14 protein-coding genes and 2 CRISPR repeat arrays are annotated in these 17746 nt (G+C 52.1%); of the genes, 3 read left to right on the top strand and 11 right to left on the bottom strand.

Annotated elements, in window-relative coordinates:
- Positions 1 to 9 precede the first annotated feature (9 nt).
- From fliL to fliF, 7 genes are all read right to left on the bottom strand, one after another.
- On the bottom strand, positions 10 to 492 hold the full coding sequence (gene fliL / locus GN242_RS12445; protein WP_154750797.1) for a flagellar basal body-associated protein FliL: 483 nt from the start codon (positions 490 to 492) through the stop codon (positions 10 to 12).
- A 149-nt stretch (positions 493 to 641) separates the two neighbouring features.
- A complete protein-coding gene (locus GN242_RS12440; protein ID WP_156287584.1) occupies positions 642 to 1949 on the bottom strand; it encodes a flagellar hook-length control protein FliK in 1308 nt (435 codons plus the stop codon).
- The gene (fliJ, locus tag GN242_RS12435) at positions 1946 to 2392 is read right to left on the bottom strand and encodes a flagellar export protein FliJ (RefSeq protein ID WP_154750799.1); all 447 of its coding nucleotides are present in this window, start codon (positions 2390 to 2392) and stop codon (positions 1946 to 1948) included. The genes GN242_RS12440 and fliJ overlap by 4 nt, the downstream gene beginning before the upstream one ends.
- Before the next feature lie 56 nt (positions 2393 to 2448).
- Positions 2449 to 3810, bottom strand: coding sequence for a flagellar protein export ATPase FliI (gene fliI / locus GN242_RS12430; RefSeq protein ID WP_156287583.1), 1362 nt, complete (start codon positions 3808 to 3810; stop codon positions 2449 to 2451).
- On the bottom strand, positions 3810 to 4499 hold the full coding sequence (fliH, locus tag GN242_RS12425) for a flagellar assembly protein FliH (RefSeq protein WP_156287582.1): 690 nt from the start codon (positions 4497 to 4499) through the stop codon (positions 3810 to 3812). Before fliH ends, fliI begins: the two co-directional genes overlap by 1 nt.
- Positions 4492 to 5484 (bottom strand): flagellar motor switch protein FliG, encoded by a 993-nt coding sequence (gene fliG, locus GN242_RS12420; protein WP_156287581.1) that lies wholly within the window; start codon positions 5482 to 5484, stop codon positions 4492 to 4494. The genes fliH and fliG overlap by 8 nt, the downstream gene beginning before the upstream one ends.
- A complete protein-coding gene (gene fliF / locus GN242_RS12415; RefSeq protein ID WP_156287580.1) occupies positions 5481 to 7217 on the bottom strand; it encodes a flagellar basal-body MS-ring/collar protein FliF in 1737 nt (578 codons plus the stop codon). The genes fliG and fliF overlap by 4 nt, the downstream gene beginning before the upstream one ends.
- 240 nt (positions 7218 to 7457) lie before the next feature.
- On the opposite strand from fliF, the gene fliE reads away from it, so the two are divergent.
- Positions 7458 to 7772 carry a flagellar hook-basal body complex protein FliE gene (gene fliE / locus GN242_RS12410; RefSeq protein WP_156287579.1) on the top strand — a complete coding sequence of 105 codons (315 nt, stop codon included), beginning with the start codon at positions 7458 to 7460 and terminating at the stop codon, positions 7770 to 7772.
- A gap of 325 nt (positions 7773 to 8097) precedes the next feature.
- Positions 8098 to 9025: a CRISPR direct-repeat array (repeat unit 28 nt; unit sequence GTTCACTGCCGCACAGGCAGCTTAGAAG).
- Between the two features lie 80 nt (positions 9026 to 9105).
- Here the strand turns inward: fliE and GN242_RS12405 are convergent.
- The 3 genes from GN242_RS12405 to GN242_RS21930 all read right to left on the bottom strand — a co-directional run bounded on the left by GN242_RS12405 (position 9106) and on the right by GN242_RS21930 (position 13209).
- Complete coding sequence (locus GN242_RS12405; RefSeq protein ID WP_156287578.1) at positions 9106 to 9399, bottom strand: contact-dependent growth inhibition system immunity protein; 294 nt, start codon at positions 9397 to 9399, stop codon at positions 9106 to 9108.
- A gap of 5 nt (positions 9400 to 9404) precedes the next feature.
- The gene (locus GN242_RS12400; RefSeq protein WP_156287577.1) at positions 9405 to 10235 is read right to left on the bottom strand and encodes an RNase A-like domain-containing protein; all 831 of its coding nucleotides are present in this window, start codon (positions 10233 to 10235) and stop codon (positions 9405 to 9407) included.
- Positions 10236 to 10470: 235 nt separating this feature from the next.
- Positions 10471 to 12180: direct repeats of the CRISPR family, unit length 28 nt; unit sequence GTTCACTGCCGCACAGGCAGCTTAGAAG.
- 54 nt (positions 12181 to 12234) lie between these two features.
- On the bottom strand, positions 12235 to 13209 hold the full coding sequence (locus tag GN242_RS21930; protein ID WP_445224730.1) for an acyltransferase family protein: 975 nt from the start codon (positions 13207 to 13209) through the stop codon (positions 12235 to 12237).
- Between the two features lie 686 nt (positions 13210 to 13895).
- Between GN242_RS21930 and GN242_RS12390 the strand changes: the two genes are divergently transcribed.
- Complete coding sequence (locus GN242_RS12390) at positions 13896 to 14852, top strand: chemotaxis protein (protein ID WP_154750807.1); 957 nt, start codon at positions 13896 to 13898, stop codon at positions 14850 to 14852.
- Between the two features lie 1248 nt (positions 14853 to 16100).
- Here GN242_RS12390 and GN242_RS12385 read toward each other — a convergent pair.
- Positions 16101 to 16670 (bottom strand): helix-turn-helix domain-containing protein, encoded by a 570-nt coding sequence (locus GN242_RS12385; protein WP_309547393.1) that lies wholly within the window; start codon positions 16668 to 16670, stop codon positions 16101 to 16103.
- A gap of 531 nt (positions 16671 to 17201) precedes the next feature.
- Between GN242_RS12385 and GN242_RS12380 the strand changes: the two genes are divergently transcribed.
- The gene (locus GN242_RS12380; protein ID WP_156287576.1) at positions 17202 to 17573 is read left to right on the top strand and encodes an antiterminator Q family protein; all 372 of its coding nucleotides are present in this window, start codon (positions 17202 to 17204) and stop codon (positions 17571 to 17573) included.
- Positions 17574 to 17746 lie beyond the last annotated feature (173 nt).

The raw sequence follows: 17746 nt of genomic DNA, 5'->3' as shown, positions 1-17746 counted from the left end.
AAATTTCCATCACCGCAGAATGAAGGCCGTGAAAAGTACATCTGTCACGACCTGCTGTGGTTGTCCCTGCACCAGCGGAGGTGCCAGTACCTGTTTAATCTGTGCCATTAATTCCTGCTTGCCTTGTTCATTCGCTAACGCCGTAGCACTTTGACGTGAAAGCAACAGCAGCAGACGACTGCGGACTTCCGGCAGATAATCATTCATTCGACGACGCGTCTCATCATCTGGCAAACGCAGCGTAAAGCCTACGTACAGCACACGATCCGGGTCATTGTCTGGGTTGATTAAGTTAACCGTAAAAGTATCCAGAGCAAAAAACACCGGCGCTGGAGGCGGCTCCGGCTTTGCTGCCGCAGCGGCATCGGCCGGAGTTTTCATCATGCGCCAGACTGTATAGCCCGCCACGCTGCAAGCGACCAGGGTCACAACAAGTAACACCGGCATCAGGAGCTTACGTTTGCCGCTTTTGGCTTTAGCGTTATCAGTCATATTAGCTGTAACTTCCTGTGATTATTTTCGGGGGCGGTGCCACGTAATCCACTGTCCCACGGCGTTATGAGCAAATTATCCCTCGTCTTGCGCTAAACAATAGGCAGAAAAGACGCGAGTTTTGCCATCAGCTTACGCGTTTGTTGCCGTCAGGCGAAAATATCAACAGCACTGGAGCCGGCTGCGCGCGCCTGCAGGGCGGCAGGTACGGCAAGTGGCATCACATCACTGTCATTTTCTGTAGCGAGACTAAACGGGCTTCCGTTGTTATTGCGCTGCTGTTCCTGCTGGCCATTAAAGGATTGACCCTGCTGGAACGCATCGCTACTGACATTACTTTGACCCAGATTGATGCCGCTTTCGGCCAGTGAGGCGCGCAGCTGAGGAATTGCTGCCTCAAGTGCTGCCCTGACCTGACTTTGGTTCGACACCATACTCAGCTGGGCCTGGTCATTATCCAGTTTCAGGCTGATCTGAATACTGCCCAGGTCCTGCGGATGCAGATGCAACTCGGCGGTATGCTGCCCGTTGCGGCTGAACATCAGGATCTGTTGTCCCAGTGCCTGCTGCCACTCCGGACTCCCCAGCTGAGAATTCAGCAGTGGTGTTGCCGGTGCACTTACCGTCGAGGTTGATGTCGGGGTAAGTAATGAAGACGCAGTACTGATCACATTATTAGTTATCGTCGCGTTAGGGGCAGAACTTGAATTTTCTTTGTCGATATCTTTACTGACGTTGCTCATAACCTGCTGAAAAGCCGGGTCGATAGTGGAAGCCGCTGGATTTGTTGAGGCTTTTCCAGCGCCAGCACCATCAGAAGATTTCGCCCCAACAGAAACCAGCAGAGGACTGTCGCTGTTTTTCGACTGCGAGCCAGTTTCATCTCCGTCTTCCGCGGTGACTTTGCCCAGCGCGGCACTCAGCGCATTCAGCGTGGACTGTTTATCACTTTTACTCAGCCCGTTGTTCAGCAGATCGCTGCCTTTTGCGGCGTTATTAGCGGCAGGAACAGCGGCGTTATTCGGCAGCATCGCATACAGCGCCTGCAGCGCCTGGAGATCGCTGTCACTGAGCGTCACGGCGGGGGTCTCTTTATCGTCCGTCGCTTTATCTTCTTTAATTTCTGCGCCACCCTGCTGCGGATGGAGCAGGGCAGTTAACGCTTCCGGTTTATCCAGCGCCGCCATCAGGTCGCTGATTCCCACATTTTTGCCCGCTTTGCCGTCGGCATCATTGGTTGCCACGTCGGCATTACCTGCCGTTACGCCAGCGCCACCCTGCTGGGCCAGTGACAACAGACGGTTACCTAACAGAGTCAGAAAACCCTGCTGTGAGACCTCTCCACCTGTCAGTGATTCGGTGCCGGTGCTGTCAAATGTAGTATCGCTGCCTGTACCTGTAGTGCTGATTTTAGCAGCGCCGGTAGTGGCAGTGGTCGCCGTTGGTAAGGTTATCATTCGCCTTTCCTCAATGATGCCCGTTGGGCATATTCATCCATCCGTTTCTGATCGAGACGGTTTTCTTGTAATAGAGCGGTAGCCAGCGCACGTGACTGAAGTGTTTCGTAAGCGTGCAGCCGCTGTTGTTTGTCGCGCCACAGGCGCAGTGCATTTTCCACACGCGTGTTCCAGTGCATCAGCTGCTGACGATGCTGTTCAATCGCCTTTTCCAGCGTCTGAATAAACTGGTGATAGTTGTACCAGCGGGTGCTGGCTATCCCTTCGCTCATGGTGGTGTTGAGATTCTTGCGATATTCGTCCTGATAGTTGAGCAGCATCGTGAGCTGCTCATCGGCCTGTTTTTGCGCACGACGCACGTCGCCCAACTGAATGGCGGCTTTTTCCACATCTTTGTGCGCCAGGTCGCGCAGCGTGTCGATAGCTGAGGCTGTCTTTGTCATAAGCCCTCCAGTCAGGCTGTATCACGCGGCAAAGCGCGATACGACGTCAGTGAAAATTAACCAAAAATCGCCTGTAAATGCAGGCTGGCATCGTCAAATGTACTGCGCTCAAACATCCCCTGTTGCAGGAAGGCTTCCAGCTCAGGGTAGAGCTTGATGGCTTTATCCAGCGTCGGATCGGTTCCTGCTGCGTATGCACCTACGCTCACCAAATCGCGGTTACGCTGATAGCTCGACAGCAGCTGTTTAAACTGGCGCACACGTGCATAGTGGGTCTCATCAATCAGGTGCGCCATAACGCGGCTGATCGAGGCTTCTATATCAATGGCCGGATAGTGTCCGGATTCCGCCAGGCGGCGTGAGAGCACAATATGCCCATCAAGGATGGCGCGCGCTGAGTCAGCGATCGGATCCTGCTGGTCATCCCCTTCGGTCAGAACGGTATAGAAAGCGGTGATGGAGCCGCCGCCGTCAATGCCGTTACCTGCACGCTCGACCAGCGCCGGTAGTTTGGCAAATACGGAAGGCGGATAGCCTTTGGTCGCTGGTGGTTCACCAATGGCAAGGGCGATTTCGCGCTGGGCCATGGCGTAGCGTGTCAGGGAATCCATAATCAGCAGTACGTGCTGACCACGGTCACGAAAATCTTCGGCAATACGCGTGGCGTAAGATGCGCCCTGCATACGCAGCAGAGGAGACACATCCGCCGGAGCGGCGATGACCACTGAGCGCGCACGACCTTCTGTACCCAGTATATTCTCAATAAAGTCTTTAACTTCGCGACCGCGCTCACCAATCAGACCAACAACAATGACGTCGGCCTTGGTATAGCGGGCCATCATGCCTAACAGCACACTTTTACCAACGCCGGAGCCTGCAAACAGGCCCATACGCTGGCCGCGCCCGACGGTGAGCAGGGCGTTAATCGCCCGCACGCCGGTGTCCAGCACATCGGTGATCGGGGTACGCTGTAACGGGTTGAATGGCGGGGTATTCAGCGGTGCGCGATAGCCAGTCTCTGGTGTTGGCAGTCCGTCAAGCGGACGACCGCTGCCATCGAGTACGCGCCCCAACAGCTCCGGCCCCAGCATCATCTGTTTGCCGCTGTTCTGCTTATCACCGGCGATACGTGCATATACGCGCGCGCCGGGCAGAACACCTTCGACTTCTTCCAGCGGCATCAGCAGCAGCTTCTGGCCGTTAAATCCCACCACTTCGCTTTCCACCTCGCTGACGCCCTGGCTGTCATGACGTTCGATAACGCAGGTTGCTCCGAGTGGCAGCTGTAATCCGGTGGCTTCGAGTACCAATCCGGTGGCGCGGATCAGACGACCATAACGACGTACGTCCGGCACCTGTGCCAGACGTTGTTCGAAATTGTCGAGTGCGCCAAGCCAGCGCGACAGGCGAGTGGTCATTACAATTCTCCCGGTGCAGCCAGGCGGCACAGTTCATGCCAGCGGGTAGCGATGCTGGCATCCAGATCGCCATCTTCAGCGCTGACTTTGCAGCCACCAGGATGGATAGTGCTGTCACCCAGCAGACGCCAGCCGTGCAGACTGAGGGTCGCGCCCAGCGTGGTGTCCACACGTGGCAAATCGTCCGGATGTACGCGCAGCGTGGGCTTGCCGCTGAACATAGGTTCCTGCTGTAACATGCCCTGAATCTGACGCAGCAGGGCGGTGCCGTCGACGTGCGGAGCCTGGCCGATCACCTGGCGCGCAGCTTCCAGTGCCAGCTGCATCAGGCGGGCGGCGATCACGCTGTCCAGCGCTTCCAGCGAATGATGGAATTCAGAAACCAGCTGCTGCATACGTGCCTGTAACGGTGCCTGCTGCTGCTGTGCTTCGGCCAGACCCTGCTGAAAACCAGCGTCATAACCCGATTTCTGTCCTTCCGCAAATCCGCGCTTCTGTCCTTCCGCATAGCCCAGGCCCTGAGCCTCGTTACGTACCTGCGCCTGCAGCTGCTCTAACTGGAACTGATGCTGGTCAATGGGTTCTTCTGTTGCTTCAGGCAATACCAGCTCTTCGATTAGCGGGCGATCGAGGCGCGCCAGATCGTTAGGCTGCCAGCGTTGCCAGGCCAGGGACGTGTTATCAGACATAAGTTTCCTCGCCACCACCAATTACCATCTCGCCGGTTTCGGCCAGACGACGAACAACCAGCAGGATCGCTTTCTGTTCGGTTTCCACCGCAGACATACGCATCGGGCCACGGTTGGCGAGGTCGTCGCGCAGGATATCGGCAGCACGCTGGGACATATTGCGCAGGAACTTCTCGCGCAGCGGCTGTTCGGAACCTTTCAGAGCCACCAGCAGCGATTCGGACTCCACTTCCTGCAACAGGCGCTGGATGCTGCGGTCGTCCACTTCGACGAGGTTTTCGAACAGGAACATTTCGTCGATAATTTTCTGTGCCAGTTCGCCGTCGAACTCGCGTACCGCTTCGATAACCGCTTCTTCCTGCTGAGTTTTCATCAGGTTGATAATCTCCGCCGCCGTACGAACACCACCCATCTTCGCACGCTTGAGGTTCTGACCATCCAGCAGGCCGTTGAGCACCTCGGTCAGTTCCGCCAGCGCGGCTGGCTGTACGCCGCCGAAGGTAGCAATACGCAGCATCACATCGTGACGCAGGCGTTCGTCGAATTGCGCCAGAATATCTGCCGCCTGGCCGCGTTTCAGGTGCACCAGGATGGTGGCGATAATCTGCGGATGTTCGTCGCGGATCAGATCGGCAGCCGCCTGAGGTTCCATAAAGTTGAGCGTATCCATCCCGGAGGTGGTTTCGCGCGTTTCGAGAATATCTTCCAGCAGGGTAGATGCTTTCTCTTCGCCCAGCGCTTTGATCAACACGGAGCGCAGGTAGTCGTTGGAGTTGAGACTCAGAGCCGCGAACTGCTCCGCATCAACTTCGAATTCGCGCAGTACATCCGTCAGCTGCTTATGCGAAACCTGACGCATATTAGAGATGGCAGAGCTGAGATGCTGCACCTCGCGGGAGTCGAGGTGTTTGAACACCTCGGCTGCGCGATCTTCGCCAATTGTCATCATCAGAATGGCGCTTTTTTCAGTACCGGTGAGACTCATAGCTCTTCCTTCATCCACTGGCGAATAACCAGAGCCACTACGCGTGGGTCATTTTCTGACATCTCACGAATACGCTGGCTCATTACCTCAGCACTCATGCGGTGCTGAGATTTACGTTCCTGATCAAGCTCATCTTTCGACAGTTTGACGGAGATACCTGACTCATCATCATCAGCATTGCGTGCCGCAGCGAGAGAGGCCGCTTCGATAGCTGCTTTTTCCTGCTCTGCCTTCCGGCGCAGCTGAGGACGAATCAGTTTGCGGTAGAGGATAAAGGCCACAATCAGCACCAGTAACCAGCGACCCGCTTCAAACATCTGCTCGATAAATGCCGGTTGTTTCCAGAACGGCAGTTCGTCACCGAGGTCACTGTTTTCCGTGAACGGCGAGTTGACTACGTTCAGGCTGTCACCGCGCTGCTCTGAGAAGCCCATCGCTTCACGTGTCAGGTTTTCAATCTGCTTAAGCTGTGCATCATTTAACGCAATTGGTTTACCTGCTGCGTCAGTACGGTAGTTAACCACCACCGCCACGGACAGACGCTGTACTTCACCGACATTCATCTTGGTATGCAGGATGGTGCGGTTCACTTCATAGTTAGTGGTGTTATCGCTGCGGGTGTTAGACGGTACGGGTTTTTGCGCCGTTGACGTTGCTGCATTGGTTGCTGCGTTATTAGCGGCCTGGCCGTTATTCGCGTTAGCACCAGTTGCGCCAGCTGCACCGTTAGCATTCGGGGTGGTAATCGGGCCTGCATTTGCCGGTGCCGGTTGATTCGACAGGGCACCCGGAACGCCGCCCGGATACTGACCACCCAGTTGCTCACTGTCGCTGGTCTGGCGGGAGCGAATGGCCTGCTGGTCAGGGCTGCTGTTTGGTTTGTACTGCTCGTCGGTCTGCTCACGAGCATTAAAGTCGATCTGCGCGGTCACCTGAGCATGGACGTTGCCGTTACCCACGATCGGGCCAAGAATAGCTTCGATGCGCTGCTGGAAGCGTGCTTCAACATCGCTGGCATATTTCAACTGGGTGTCATTGAGGTCGCGCCCGGTTGGATCATTCTGAGTCAGCAGCCGGCCGGCCTGGTCAACCACGGTGACGTTACCCGGTGGCATCCCGGCAACGCTGCTGGAGACCATATGGACAACGGCGTTGATCTGGCCTTCATCCAGCGCACGACCTGGCTGCAATGCCAGGGTGACAGAGGCGGACGGTGATTTCTGCTCACGGACGAACAGGGTAGGTTTTGGCATTGCCAGATGCACCCGTGCACCCTTAACCGGGCCGAGTGTTTCGATGGTGCGGGCCAGCTCACCTTCCAGCGCACGCTGGTAGTTCACCTGCTCGCTGAACTGGCTGATGCCGAACTTCTCTTTATCCAGCAGCTCGAACCCCACAGCGCCACCTTTCGGTAAACCCTGTGAAGCGAGGCGCAGGCGCAGCTCATGCACCTGTGCAGCGGGAACCAACAGCGCACCACCCTGATCGTCGAACTTATACGGTACGTTCATCTGGGTCAGCTGCGTGACGATAGCTCCGCCGTCCTCATTGCTGAGATTATTATATAGGACGCGGTAATCTGGCTGCTTTGCCCACAGAACCATCGCGATTACGATGGCAACCACGGCTGCCGCCGCCACGATAATTGGGATGCGGGGGTTAGCGCGTAGGCGAGCGAACAGGTCATTCAAACCTTTCTTCTCAGGATTATCCTGCGTAACAGTTGCATTCATGACTCGTTCCTGCCTGACAGTTGACCGGACTGTTGCGTGTAGTGTCGTAACAAAACTGACTCCCTGATGCGCTGGCTTAAAAAAATTCCACCTCAATGGAGTGCCATTATTTTCTTAAACGAGAAATTCGATGGCTGGATAAGGTGGGATTTATGCTGCTATTTAGGGGCTTTGTCTTATTGACATTGTGTTAAGTTTGTCAGCAATCGTAATCACTACATCGTTCGTCCGGGAGAAAACATGGCTATTCAGGGTATTGAGAGTGTGATGCAGGCGCTGCAAACCACAGCAATGCAGGCAGCTGGTGGTAAGAGTGCAGACAATACTTCACATGCAGATTTCGGTGCAGAGTTAAAAGCCGCGCTGAACAAGATCAGCGAAACGCAGACGGAATCCCGTGCTCAGGCGCAGGATTTCCAGATGGGTAAAGAGGGCGTTTCACTGAATGACGTGATGGTTGATATGCAGAAGTCCAGCGTGTCGATGCAGATGGGGATTCAGGTGCGCAACAAGCTGGTCAGCGCCTATAGCGAAATTATGAATATGCAGGTGTAGTTCAGATACATTTTTTGCGTAAGAAGCAATATATCTCCCGAAAACAGTGTGACTCGCTGATACCAGAGTGTCTGGTTTGGCTGGCGAAGTTCCGCGGGGGTAGCTGCCAGCTGGTGCTTAAGGTCTGCTGCCGGTTTATGCCCCCCCCCCGCGCGGGTAAAAGACGCCGCCATGCGAGCCTCAGTGTTATTCAGACCCTCTTTTTTAGCATGTTTTTATCTGTTTGATTATTATCACTATTTTTATAATGGTTAAAAAGAGGGTCTGGACGAGGAAATAAGGTAAAAAGCTAAGGAAGTAAACGGGTTAGCGAGGTAAGATAACGGTTCACTGCCGCACAGGCAGCTTAGAAGCAACGTGGTCAGGAAAGCTGACGGCAGGTAGGGTTCACTGCCGCACAGGCAGCTTAGAAGGTCATCGCTCAATATTGGCACCGGTGCTACTCGTTCACTGCCGCACAGGCAGCTTAGAAGTTCAAATACAACGTTCAGCATGTCGGCATCGAGTTCACTGCCGCACAGGCAGCTTAGAAGCGATACGCGCTTCCCCGTTTCCGCGCTGAGGAGTTCACTGCCGCACAGGCAGCTTAGAAGAGGGGATGTATTCTGTGGAGCAGACGGGGCATGTTCACTGCCGCACAGGCAGCTTAGAAGGTGATTAAGCCAGTTGTGAACGATGTCGCCAAGTTCACTGCCGCACAGGCAGCTTAGAAGGGGCAGGGCTGGTTCGCTTACGTGCATGTGCTGTTCACTGCCGCACAGGCAGCTTAGAAGTGTTCCTGGCTTCTGCCGAGCTGTCAGCGGTAGTTCACTGCCGCACAGGCAGCTTAGAAGTTACTCACAACACCCCTTTGCGCGAAATCGCCGTTCACTGCCGCACAGGCAGCTTAGAAGACTCGCTATTAGCTGCGCCGAAGGCCGCCAGCGTTCACTGCCGCACAGGCAGCTTAGAAGACTAACGTCGCGAAGGGCGTTGCGTGGGTCGAGTTCACTGCTGCACAGGCAGCTTAGAAGTGCTGTAATGTTTCATCGAAAGCACCAAAAACGTTCACTGCCGCACAGGCAGCTTAGAAGCGATGAAACCATCGCGCTCACATCATTCTTTCGTTCACTGCCGCACAGGCAGCTTAGAAGGCCGTGCAGACGCGCGGCGTGCCAAACGGCCAGTTCACTGCCGCACAGGCAGCTTAGAAGAGTTTCCACGGCCAACGCCCCGCAGGGGTGTTGTTCACTGCCGCACAGGCAGCTTAGAAGAGATCTACGATCTATGGGCGGTAAAACCCTTACTTGTGGGCGCCCAGCTTTTGAGTTTCAATTCAGGAGTGAGGGCGTTGTTACTGCGCTTCACGCTTCTGCTTAAGGTATGCAGAAAGCCAGATGAGAAACTCCACCGGGGAAGGGCGGAGATAGGACATGCCGCCGCAGAATTTTTCCAGGGCGGGCTTCGCTGAACTGTTATCAGGATAGCAGGCTAAAAAATCATCGACTTCAACAATAAGTTGCTCATCAACGCCATCCTGAAAAACAACGTATGCATCAATAATCTCCTGGTAAGTCTCACCCCATACTTCGGCATCCTGACCAAAGAATATTTTGAAAAAAAGTCTCATCGATTCGTATTTTTTCATTGGGTCTAATCCAGAACAGGAAATGCGGTAAGAATATAATATGGACGATTATTATATTGTTTTTTATAAAGCACAAATTCCAGCTTATTAGTTTCAACCCGCTTTCCTGAGCGCACTTTGATAACGCTGCCTACCGGGCTGCTATGGGTATAATGGAGTTCAAGGTATAATCCCTTTCGATCCGCAGCAGTCCTTTTTGCCCATGTTCTGATCTCTTTCCGCCTGGCCTGAATTGCTTTACTTAGCGCCTGTTCAGCAACCTTTATATTATAAAACGAACTCGCGCTACCGGAAACAGGGTTAAGAGTACCTGATTGCAGACCTCTCTGAATTTTTCTCTTTAATTCAGCCTCACTTATACCTGCGTGTTTTTTTATGGTATGCCCGCCACCTCTGATTCCCTTCACAGCCTCATGATGTATCAGCTTAACCTGACCCATCCTGACTGATGCCACCCGTGCCGCGCCAGCGACAGAGAACGGGATCGCCAGATCAACAGCGATACCCATCTGTTCAGCGGTTGACTTTTCCGCCCCAAGTTCTGTTGCGATGCCTGCCGTGGCACGTGCCGTCATTGAGGCGGTGGGCTTGCCGGAATAGATCTGATAGGCAGAAGCGCTGATCCCGTCGAGGCTGTGTGCGCCGACAATGATACATCCGGCCTTGGTGACGCCGGTAGGTTCGGGCACCAGGCAAAGAGCCGTGGCGCTGGCCAGCTCCAGCACGCTGCCGAGGAATCCCACGCTGCCCCAGATACGATGAGTAAGTACCGATTCATTCGCCATTACCGCAGCCAGCTGGGCGGGGGCCATTGCAATAGTAAAACCGTTTTCCATAACGTCTCCTTGTTGTCCACTCTTCCTGCGCCCGAGGTTGGCAAGCGAGAAACAATCATGGTGATGCTGGCGTTTAATCAGGCCAGCCCGCCACCATTATTCAGACCCTCTTTTTTAGCATGTTTTTATCTGATTGATTATTATCATTATTTTGATAATGGTTAAAAAGAGGGTCTGGACGAGGAAATAAGGTAAAAAGCTAAGGAAGTAAACGGGTTAGCGCGGTAAGATAACGGTTCACTGCCGCACAGGCAGCTTAGAAGAATTGAAAATCAGTGTTGCACCGTCACCTTCCGTTCACTGCCGCACAGGCAGCTTAGAAGTCCAGCGGTATCGGTGGTGCTGGCAATCGAACGTTCACTGCCGCACAGGCAGCTTAGAAGAGGTGCAGGCGGGTGTGATACTGCTTGAGTCGGTTCACTGCCGCACAGGCAGCTTAGAAGTTCGTCGCAAAAAGTTTCATCGTGATTTCGTTGTTCACTGCCGCACAGGCAGCTTAGAAGGCGTAAATCTGGTAAGAAACCCGACGGATAAAGTTCACTGCCGCACAGGCAGCTTAGAAGAGAGATGGCTCAACAGTTTGCAGGCAAGGGTAGTTCACTGCCGCACAGGCAGCTTAGAAGTACAGCTTTTAATGGTTCTTGTCCGGCAGCAAGTTCACTGCCGCACAGGCAGCTTAGAAGGCCTGGCACCAATGGCGGCACCACAACGCAAAGTTCACTGCCGCACAGGCAGCTTAGAAGGCTGGGCGGCAGGTAAGCAACTCAGTGATAACGTTCACTGCCGCACAGGCAGCTTAGAAGAGTGAAATGAAGCTGGGCGCACAGCCTGATCCGTTCACTGCCGCACAGGCAGCTTAGAAGAGTAATACTTGATGCAATGGGATTGCCCAGAGGTTCACTGCCGCACAGGCAGCTTAGAAGTGCGTGAATCGGGAGCCATCGAGCAGGATGCCGTTCACTGCCGCACAGGCAGCTTAGAAGTCTGGTTCCTGCTGCCATTCAGGTTGCAGCAGGTTCACTGCCGCACAGGCAGCTTAGAAGTGTCGCCGAACCTGCTGTAGGGAAAGACAGTTGTTCACTGCCGCACAGGCAGCTTAGAAGACGTCCGCAAGTCAAGATCGTCGAAAATCGCAGTTCACTGCCGCACAGGCAGCTTAGAAGTGAGCGGATGAGGTTGCGAATCGCGCGCGCGAGTTCACTGCCGCACAGGCAGCTTAGAAGTGGTAAAATGAATGCGCGTGATGAAGTGTTTTGTTCACTGCCGCACAGGCAGCTTAGAAGCCGACCATGCTCATCAAGTCCAGCATCTTTACGTTCACTGCCGCACAGGCAGCTTAGAAGTGATAGCAAAAGCACGGCAAATACCACACCATGTTCACTGCCGCACAGGCAGCTTAGAAGGGGATGGGAGTGTGGAAGAGGCCTGATGTGGCGTTCACTGCCGCACAGGCAGCTTAGAAGACGTTGTCGCATGGGTGCAGATGCGGCCATCAGTTCACTGCCGCACAGGCAGCTTAGAAGTGAACATGGCGTGGTAGTCGGACTGAACGGGGGTTCACTGCCGCACAGGCAGCTTAGAAGGCCGGCTGTGCTACTACAACAATGCGAGCAAAGTTCACTGCCGCACAGGCAGCTTAGAAGAGGATGTCTAACACCCACCTGCGAAAATCTTTGTTCACTGCCGCACAGGCAGCTTAGAAGTACTTCAGAGTGAAGGATTGCGGCTGGGATCGGGTTCACTGCCGCACAGGCAGCTTAGAAGAACAGAGGCATTTTAATCACCTCTGGATCAGTTGTTCACTGCCGCACAGGCAGCTTAGAAGAATGATGTCTGGTGACGTGAAGCAAATGAAAGGTTCACTGCCGCACAGGCAGCTTAGAAGCGATGATGAAGGTCAGTTATTGGTTGATGAATGTTCACTGCCGCACAGGCAGCTTAGACGTTAGGCGAGGCATGCCTCGCCCCTACGTATCTGGTTCACAGCCGCACAGGCAGTCTATGCTCTTCTGGTAAGCAACAGGGCGCTTTTATTGACCAGATAATAGAAGATGACACCAATTATCAGCGTGAGTGAAAGGTTAAGGGCAAACATCATCAGTAATTTAGCTGGCCACGGCATTTTTATAATATGTACCACTTGATATAACAGCGATGCGCCGATTCCTTGTGCCATATAGAAGAATATTGCTCTTTGTCCGATCCATGATAAAGGTGTTTTTTTGCTGGTAAATATCCCTGAAAAAATTACGCACACTGATATTAGCGAAGCCAGAACGTATGGCAGGGAAAGGTTAAGCTTGAATTTCTGTAAGTTAACTGCATCCGGGTTTGTTTTGTAGAGTATGAAAAATACCAGGATAAACACTGTTGCTATAAGCAGCCACACCTTTTTACCCTTAAAATTATAAAGATGGTATCCGGCGATAATAAGCGTGACATAAAACAGCAGTGAATTAGCGCTGACGCCGAGCATCTGATAATCTATCGTGCTATGAGTAATATAGGAAAAAAGATAGTACAACAGCGCTAGCGGAATTAATATAACAGACATCTTTTCTGAATATTGCAATAATGCCTGGCTGATAATCACCGATGCTACATACATAGGCACGAACCAATATGAACCACCAACAACAGGGAATGCCGGGATGGTAGCGGAGGTCATGGTGATGGCCTGTATAACCTGATCGGTATTCAGGTTCAATGTTATGGCATTCATGGCAATGACAAATAAAGTGAAATACATCACGATTTTTAATGATTGCTGAATCGCATCTTTTTTCCCCGTCGCCTTGAAAACGAAACCCGTCAGCAGGAAGAAAACCGGCACGTCAAAAAACAGAGAAATATTTCTCATAAAGTCCGGGACGTAGAAGGCACCACTCCAGAAAACAGTATGAATAAAGATTACCGAAACTGTAGCCAGACCACGCACATTATCAATGTAGTAATCCCTTGTTTGCTTATCCATTCTTGGCTCATCCAACCTTTTATTCTCCGGTGAGAAGGGGGTTTTTCTCCTTTTAAACTGTCCATCACCTTCGAAATTGAATGAGTCCGGTACGTGGCTCTTCAGCGGCAGAGGTCTGGGTTACAGGGAGTTAGACTTGTCAGAGCGTTAGTCCACGGCCCGATGTGTCAGGATGTTATCAAAAATTAAATTAATCGAGAAGAGAGTAAAAATGATTAGTTTGCTTAAAGTCGGTAAGCATCAGCTGTGCAGTGTGGTATGAGATTATCCTTACTAACAGATTAGCTATGCTGGATGCTGCCGTTGTCCGGTTAACGCCGGTGGTGTTACAGCCGCCATCGACAGCCAGGATTATGGCTCCAGGCCCGCAGACGCACTGGTGGCAGGATGGCAATTACATGATAATAACCATATGAGAATGATACTTAATACCATTTAACTTGTTGGGAATATTGTTCAGGCGTATGATTCTTTACGCCCCTCACAGAGCTAACACCGTTGAGTGCCGGAGATAAGCGCCGGAAGGGGTATGCTCCTCATCTCTTTTTCCCAGCCTGGCTCACATATCCTGCAAATCTTTTCTGTATTTTTCTTCGTCACTGCCGATAACTTTCAACAGCGACCCTGAGCGCGTGTTGTTTTACCGCGCCGGCTGACAACAACGAAAAAATAACCTTGAGGTAGACATGGATAACTTTCAAAAAGAGATCGATGAGAGAGCGAATCTCGCATTATCGAACAAGTTCGAACTTTTGTTATTCCGCCTGGGGTCTGCTCATCAGGACGACAAGCCTGAATTGTTCGGTATCAATGTGTTCAAACTGCGTGAAATTGTGCCAATGACCACAATTACCCGTGCGGCGGGGATGAAGTCACCGCTGCTGGGCATGGCGAATATTCGCGGGCAGTTAATTCCGGTGATCGATCTTCCTGCTGTTGCGGGCTGCATTCCCGCTACTGGCCTGAACCTGTTACTGGTAACTGAGTACGCACGCAGCACCCAGGCGTTTGCAGTTGAGTCAGTCGACGATATCGTACGTCTGGACTGGAGCCAGGTACATGCGGCGGAGTCAGGCGTCAGCACCCGTAATATTACCAGCATTGCCTGTCTTGATAACAACAACACCATGGCAATGGTGCTGGATGTTGAGCAGATCCTGCATGATGTCATCCCTTCTGTTCGCGAAGTGAAAGAGGGCGATATCAAGGTTAAGACCTTCAAATTTAAACCCGGCGCAGTCGCAATTGTGGCGGAAGATTCAAAAGTAGCCCGTCAGATGCTGCAACAGGGTCTGAAAGCGATGGGAATTCCAGCGGAAATGTATACCACCGGGCTTGAAGCCTGGGAACGCATCAAAACGCTGTACCTCGAAACGCAGCAGGAAGGGGTCTCTATCCACGACAAAATCGCGCTGGTGTTAACCGATCTGGAAATGCCAGAGATGGATGGCTTTACGCTGACGCGTAACATCAAAAACGATCATAATCTGAAAGCTCTGCCGGTGGTAATCCACTCGTCACTGTCTGGTAGTGCCAACGAAGACCATGTGCGTAAAGTCGGGGCTAATGGTTATGTGGCGAAATTCGAAATTAATCAGCTTTCAGCCGTGATCCACCAGGTGCTGGAAGATGCCGTCTATTAAATCGCTGAGAACTTCCGTCAAGGGTATTCTCCGGGTCTGCAATCAGTGACAGCTCAGGTGGATGGGGCAGGGGTATATGATTATCTTTGCCCTGGCATAAGAGGCTTTGCTGCTTACTCCCGCGCGCTCTCATTTCGCCTGCAACGTATACCTGAAAATCATCCTGATCGTTGCGCTGATTCACACATCAGAATAATTCACTTATCACCAGTCTGAAAAATCCTAAAATGAACCTGGATAACCTTAAACGGAGACTGAAAGGATCGAGTGGGATAACGCACGGAACCTGATATGCCGATTCGGCTGCATGGTGGCTGGCGCGGCTTCTTGCTGAGGTTCCTTCATCAGAACTTATGGATAAAGACAGAAATAAGCCATCCGTCGATGGGCAGGCGGTTCCTGGCGAAGATCCTCCGGCGGTTAGCACCGACAGTGCCCAAACGCTTACTGTCGATCTTGATGATTGGGTGTTAACACCCGCACAGCGAACGTTTATTAAGTCTTTACTTGCAGACGACGACGAAAGCGACTCCGATCGCTAAACCAATCAGGCCGCATCCGTGCGGCCTTTTTTTTATCTGTCAGAGGGTGACTGAGCAGATGCGGAGCAAAAAGAGCAGGCTGGACGACGGCCAGGCACAGGTAAACCACATTGTGGGCAACGATGCCCGTCAGTAAACGTGTCTCGCATTTTCTGGCTTATCCCCATTCTCTGCTCCTCATCAAGCAGAGCGCCGATTGTGCGTATCAATCTTTTCTCGCGCTGGCGTTCAGCCACGGCTGCGGCACGTCGCGCTTTATAACGGCTGCGACAGGTACCGAATGGCGCCGCAGTTTTCCAAATTATCGTTGTCATACAGACCTCCGGTGCAGGTGACGGCTCTCAAATTCTCACGATTCTATGCGGGTAATCTCCCCTAAGCGCTGCTGATGCTTTGCGCCTGTAAAAACGATAGCTATAGTTATTATTAATATCAATGGTTATGAATTAAATAACCAGGGCTATTGGCGTATTTTATTGAAATGATTGATTTTTAATATTTAATTGTCATTAATTGTCAGTTTAGTGGTTAGGATGCCAAAAGGTTTACTAATCTATTCAGTTATATCGATAGATGAACACTGTCAGGCTCATAAAGTGAGGGCTTTGATGGTTTACCGCGAGGAAATACTGATGGTATCTGTGTTGTTCAGGGTGTCTGGCGGTCACTACGAGGAGACAATCCTGCCGGAGCAGGATGTGAGTGATTACCGCCTTAAGTCGCGGATCAGGAAGATAGCTACGCCAATCAGACGGACTTCATCGGAGAGTTCAACGGCCGGAAGCCGCGGGTCATCCACGGTTAAGAAACCATTGGAGGGCCCCTCCAGATAGCGATAAACGGAGATGCGTGAATTCATCAGTGCTATGACTAAATCTCCAGATTCTACTGGCACATCAGTGTCGATAATAACGATGCTTCCTGCCGTGGCTTCCGCGCAGCCGCTGTTACGGTCGAGAGTGTAGGCACGCCAGCTCTTTTTAGCCTTCACCCCGGTGGGAACGCTGACGTGTTCGCTGGTTTTTCCACTGGCATCCCAGAGAGGAACAGTCGTACCACTTTTAACTTTATCAGCGGTGCCTGAAAGCGGGGTGCCGCGCATCTCTCCGGTACCATTTGCCAGCCATTCCACGTTAATATCCAGCGCTCTTGCGATATCTACCAGCTTACGTGACCCCTCAGCTTCACCCTTAGTCAGCCGCCATATCGTTGGCTGTGAGACGCCCGATGCCTTTGCCAAAGCACCCTGTGTAATTCCCATCATGGTCATAGCCATGTTCAGCCGCCAGGCGAGTGTATTAGGTTTCATATACCAGAATTTATAGCGATGAGTATTTTTCGTCAAACACGCTTTGCTATTATTTTTTGTAATACTATTTGCTATTTACATGCTAGCTTCTATACCTATAAGTATTGGTATGGCAAGTGATTTACATAGCAGGGCGTGTTTTATGCTTTGGCAGGGAAAAAACCGGTTGTGTTCAGTATGGTGCTAACCGGCAGGATTTGTAAGCTGAAATCAGGGCCAGTTTTAACGCGATAGAGTACACCCTTGTTAGCTGGCTATCGCAGCCTCACCCGTTGTGTGGTGCAGTATTTTCTACCGCTCTTTATCAATCTGGCTGTCCAGCCTAATCGCTGGCTCAATCTTTTCGGTGGCAGATGGCCGCCTCTTAAATATGTCCGATCGCTGTCCCCTGGCGATCGCCGCAGGCAGTGATACCGTTTTGAAATTAGCAGCAGTAACCGAGACGTGCTGAGAAGTTGCGTTATCACGCCGTACATAACGGAGAGAGAGGAGCACAAGATGAGAGATATCAAAATCCTACTTGAGCGATGGGGCGGATGGGCAGCAAGCGGTGAATATGGGTTAGGTTACTCTTCAGTTGCAGCAGGCTTTCGGGGGCTGGTCGGCGCCCATAGCATGATGCGGCTGAACTGTAGCGATCATGATGGTTTGATCCTGGACAGCTGTATCAGTCGGCTGGTGAAGGTTAATAAAGAACAGCACGACATTCTGGTTGCACATTACCTCTATCAAATCTCACTGCGTTCAATTGCCCGTCGTCGTCGTTGCGCCGATGGCACTATCCGGAAACAAATTCAGACAGCCGAAGGATTTGTCAGTGGTGTATTAAGCGCGCTGGAGTGCGAGCTGGAATGTGAACTTCCGGAATAATAACCCCCTTGAACGAAAGTTATATGCAGCACGATTAAATTTATTTTCCCTTTCTTTTGTTGCGTACGCAATTTCTGATCCAGACTACCAATATCCACTTTTTTCAAACCACCCCTGGCGGAAGAGTTATTTCCTGAGCCGGGGGCAGATACTTTTAGAACGATTTAACTGTA

The organism is Erwinia sorbitola (assembly GCF_009738185.1).
In the GTDB taxonomy this organism is placed as follows: Bacteria; Pseudomonadota; Gammaproteobacteria; order Enterobacterales; family Enterobacteriaceae; genus Erwinia; species Erwinia sorbitola.
The sequence above is the reverse complement of the archived record's forward strand: the minus strand, read 5'-3'. Positions and strand labels throughout refer to the sequence as shown.